The sequence below is a fragment of the Kitasatospora sp. LaBMicrA B282 genome (assembly GCF_050325825.1).
In the GTDB taxonomy this organism is placed as follows: domain Bacteria; phylum Actinomycetota; class Actinomycetes; order Streptomycetales; family Streptomycetaceae; genus Kitasatospora.
The window spans coordinates 1-4,324 of sequence record NZ_JBNQTI010000310.1 but is presented as its reverse complement, the minus strand read 5'-3'; the positions used below and the strand labels follow the sequence as shown (position 1 = coordinate 4,324).

The following is a 4,324-nucleotide window of genomic DNA, read 5'->3' as shown; positions in this document are numbered from 1 at the left end:
CGCGGCGCTCGACGCCCCGCACGGCCACCACGGGCACGGTGCCCCGCGTCCGCACGGTCCGGGCCGGCCCGTCGGCCGGCGCCGCCGCGGGGACCGGCGCCGCTGCCCCGCCACCCGACCGCTCGGACGGCCCTGGCACCACGGCACGGGCCCGCTGCGCTGACCGCCCACCGGGAGCGGGCGACCACGCGCGGGCGACCGGTCGGACCGCGGCGGGGGTGGGGCCTGTTTGACGGATCTTGCCGGGCGCGCGACGCCGGGCATCCGCCCCCGGCCTCCGGCCGGGAGGTACCCCCACCCCAGCCTCCGGCCGGGGGAGCCGCGCGCTGATCCGACAAGATCCGTCAGAGCGGCCCGAGGGTCAGTACCGCCACCGGGTGGCGGCCACGAGTTGCTCGGGCGCGTGGTCGGCGAAGAGCTCCGCCTCGCCCTGGCGCACCGCCAGCACCGCCTCGAAGAGCGGGTCGCCCAGGGCCTCGCGCAGCACGCCCGAGGCGCGGTAGGCGGCGATCGACTCGGGCAGGCTGCCCGGCAGCCGGGGGACCTCGCCCTCGGGGCGGGTGGCCGGGTCGTCGGCGACCTCGACGGGCAGCACCCGCTGGGCCGCCAGCCCGGCCAGGCCGGCCGCGAGGACACCGCCGACCAGCAGGTAGGGGTTGGCGGCGGCGTCGAAGCACTTGACCTCGGCGTTGGCACTGGCCGCGCCCTCGCCGGGCGGGCCGGGGATCAGCCGCAGCGCGGCCTCGCGGTTCTCCGGGCCCCAGCACTGGTAGGCGCCGGCCCAGTGCTGCGGCACCAGCCGCAGGTAGCTGGCCGGACTCGGCGCGCCGAGCGCCAGCAGGGCCGGCAGCTCGGCCAGCACGCCGGCCAGGAAGGACTCGGCCTCGCCGGTCAGGCCGTGGCGGCCGGGGCCGCCCTGCCCGAGGTTGCGCTCGCCGCGCCAGAGCGAGAGGTGCAGGTGGCCGCCGTTGCCCACGCCGCCGGGCTCGACCGCGGGGGCGACGGAGGTGCGCAGCCCGTGCCGCACGCCGACCGCGCGGATGGTCTGCCGGGCGAGCACCGTGGTGTCGGCCGTGTCCAGCGGCTCCTCGGCGGCCAGCGAGACCTCGAACTGGCCGGGCGCGTACTCGGGGTGGAGCTGGAGCACGGTCAGGCCCTGCTCGTCGAAGGCGTGCAGCAGATCACGCAGGTAGTCGGCGAGGTCGACCAGCCGGTGCAGGCCGTAGGCGGGGCCGTGGGTGGGGTAGACCGGGGGCTGGTCGGGGGCGCCGGCCTCGGCCACCACCCACTCGATCTCGATGCCGGCCCGCAGCCGGAGCCCGCGCCGCGCGGCGGCGCGGACCTGGCGGTGGGCGAAGCGGCGCTGGCAGCCGGGGTGCACGGTGCCGTCCTGGGCGTAGCGGTCGGCGGGGGCCCAGGCCCAGCCGGGCTGGGCGGCGAGCCGGGTGAGCCGGCGCAGGTCGGGGATCAGCCGCAGGTCGCCGACCGGGCCGCCGATGTGGCGGCTGGTGGTGAAGCCGTCGTCGACCAGGGCCACGTCGAAGACGGGGGCGGCGCCGACGCCCCAGGCGGCGGCCTGCTCCAGCCGGCGGACCGGGACGGTCTTCACCCGGGTGAGCCCGGCGTTGTCCACCCAGCTGAGCACGACGCCCTCGACCCCCTCGGCGGCCAGCCGGGCGGCGGCCACCTTGCCCCGGGCGGCCCGCTCGGCGCGCAGCTCGGCGGTCAGCGGCCCGTCCGGTTCGGCGGCCGACGACTCGTCGCCGAGCGGCCCGCCACCGGACGGCTCCGCCCGGCGCGCGCCATCGACCGCGGCAGCCCGGTCGGAGGCGGGAGGGGGCTGCTCAGCCGTGCTGGTACCCATACGATCCATGCTCCCGTCCGCCGCACCGCCCGGGTATTACCCGGACGGGTGGTTTCGATATCCGGAAGCTGACGATCCGTCAGCGGTGCACGCCGCTCCCGATCACCCCCTCCCCGACCTTTCCCCGACCTCTTCCTACCTGGCAGTAACTTCGCTACAGTGACCGCACGCACCACCGCCGGGCTTCGGGAGCCGCACCGGCGAGGCGCCGCGCCGACCCGCGCGGCCGGGGTGCCGCTTCCAGCACCACCACCTTCCACCTGGCTCACGGGGACTGCGCACGTTCGGCGTCCCCGCGGCGCGGACACCTCGCGGTACGGCCCGGAGCGGACCGGACCGACCACGAGCGCCGCGACCACCACCAGGCGCGCCCGTGCTCGGCACTTCGCGCGATCACCTCGCCCGTCACGGTCCCCGGCCTCCGGTCGGGGCACCCCCGCCCCGGCCACCGGCCCGGGCTGCCCACTCCTCCCCCGGCCTCCGGTCCGGGGACCCCCAGCCTCCGGCAAGGCCGCCCGGCCGCCGCCCCCTCCCCGGGCCGCCCCGTCCCTCCCCGGCCACGCCCCCGCGGCGGCCCGGTCGGGCCACCCGAAAGGACCAGCCACGATGCAGGCTCCCGACTCCCCCCTCGCCCCGCAGCAAGTCCCCTTCCCCACGGTCGCCGTGGTCGGCCTCGGCACCATGGGCGCCGGGGTCGCCGTGGCGGTCGCCCGCAGCGGCCGCCGGGTGATCGGCATCGAGGCCGACGCCACCGCCGCCGCCCGGGCGCTGGCCCGGATCGAGGAGAGCACCGCGCACGCGGTGGCCCGCGAGCGGATCACCGCCGAGGAGCGCACCGCCCTGCTCGCGCTGATCAGCGTCGGCGACCGGCTGGACGCCGCCGCCGCGGCCGACCTGGTGATCGAGGAGGTGCCCGAGCGGCTCGAGCTCAAGCGGGAGGTCTTCGCCGAGCTGGACCGGATCTGCCCGGCCGAGACCGTGCTGGCCACCGGCACCACCTCGCTCTCGGTGACCCGGATCGCCGCCGCCACCGCCCGCCCCGAGCGGGTGCTCGGGCTGCACTTCTTCAACCCGGTGCACGCGATGAAGCTGGTCGAGGTGGTCCGCACCGTACTGACCACTGCTCAGGTCGCCGAGCAGGCCGCCGAGTTCGCCCGTTCGCTGGGCAAGGAGCCGGTGGCGGCGGGCGACCGGGCCGGCTTCGTGGTCAACGGCCTGCTCTTCGCCTACCTCAACCAGGCCGCGGCGATGTACGAGTCCAGGTACGCGACCCGGGAGGACATCGACGCGGCGATGCGGCTCGGCTGCGGCCTGCCGATGGGCCCGCTGGCGCTGCTCGACCTGATCGGCGTGGACACCGCGCGCACCGTGCTGGAGGCGATGTACGAGCAGTCCCGGGACCGGTTGCACGCGCCCGCCCCGATCCTGGGCCAGCTGGTCGCGGCCGGCCTGCTCGGCCGCAAGACCGGGCGCGGCTTCTACAGCTACGAGGCGCCCGGCTCCTCCAAGGTGGTGGCCGAGCCCGGCGCGGCGGCCGCCGCCCGGGTGGCCGGCCGGCCGGTGACCGCGGTCGGGGTCTGCGGCTCGGGCACCATGGCCACCGGCATCGCCGAGGTCTTCGCCAAGGCCGGCTACCGGGTCACCCTGGTGGCGCGCAGCCTGGAGAAGGCGGAGCGGGCGAAGGCCGCGCTGGCCCGCTCGCTGGACCGCTCGGTGGACAAGGGCCGGCTCACCGCCGAGCAGCGGCAGAGCACGCTCGACCTGGTCACCGCGAGCGGGCAGCTCGCCGACCTGGCCGAGGTGGACCTGGCCCTGGAGGCGGTGGCCGAGGACCTCGCGGTCAAGCGCGAGCTGTTCGGCGCGCTGGACAAGATCTGCAAGCCGGGCGCGGTGCTGGCCACCACCACCTCCTCGCTGCCGGTGATCAGCTGCGCGACCGCCACCGAGCGGCCGCGCGACGTGGTCGGGATGCACTTCTTCAACCCCGCGCCGGCGATGAAGCTGGTCGAGGTGGTCTCCACCGTGCTCACCTCGCCCGAGGTGACCTCGACCGTGCTGGAGGTCTGCACCAAGGTCCGCAAGCACGCCGTGGAGTGCGGCGACCGGGCCGGCTTCATCGTCAACGCGCTGCTCTTCCCCTACCTGAACGACGCGGTGCGGATGCTGGAGGAGCACTACGCGACGGTGGACGACATCGACACCGCGATGAAGCTGGGCTGCGGCTACCCGATGGGCCCCTTCGAGCTGCTGGACGTGGTCGGCCTGGACGTCTCGCTGACCATCGAGCGGGTGCTGCACCAGGAGTTCCGCGAGCCCGGGCTGGCCGCCGCCCCGCTGCTGGAGCACCTGGTGGCGGCCGGCTGCCTGGGCCGCAAGACCGGTCGCGGTTTCCGCGACCACGCGCGCCGGTGACCGCCGACCAGGGCCCCGTCGGCCGGCCCGCACCCGAGGGCCGGCCCG

General features: G+C 76.8%; 2 protein-coding genes. One reads left to right on the top strand and one right to left on the bottom strand.

The window, feature by feature from the left end:
* Positions 1–361: 361 nt before the first annotated feature.
* Positions 362–1,864, bottom strand: a complete 1,503-nt coding sequence (locus tag ACQRUO_RS38780; protein WP_428320890.1) for a glutamine synthetase — start codon at positions 1,862–1,864, stop codon at positions 362–364.
* Between the two features lie 606 nt (positions 1,865–2,470).
* Between ACQRUO_RS38780 and ACQRUO_RS38775 the strand changes: the two genes are divergently transcribed.
* Positions 2,471–4,276 (top strand): 3-hydroxyacyl-CoA dehydrogenase family protein, encoded by a 1,806-nt coding sequence (locus ACQRUO_RS38775; protein WP_428320889.1) that lies wholly within the window; start codon positions 2,471–2,473, stop codon positions 4,274–4,276.
* Positions 4,277–4,324 lie beyond the last annotated feature (48 nt).

What these genes read in the sequence shown, in the direction of transcription:
- ACQRUO_RS38780 (WP_428320890.1), bottom strand. Translation starts at nt 1,864, where the DNA reads ATGGGTACCAGCACGGCTGAGCAGCCCCCTCCCGCCTCCGACCGGGCT.
- ACQRUO_RS38775 (WP_428320889.1), top strand. Translation starts at nt 2,471, where the DNA reads ATGCAGGCTCCCGACTCCCCCCTCGCCCCGCAGCAAGTCCCCTTCCCC.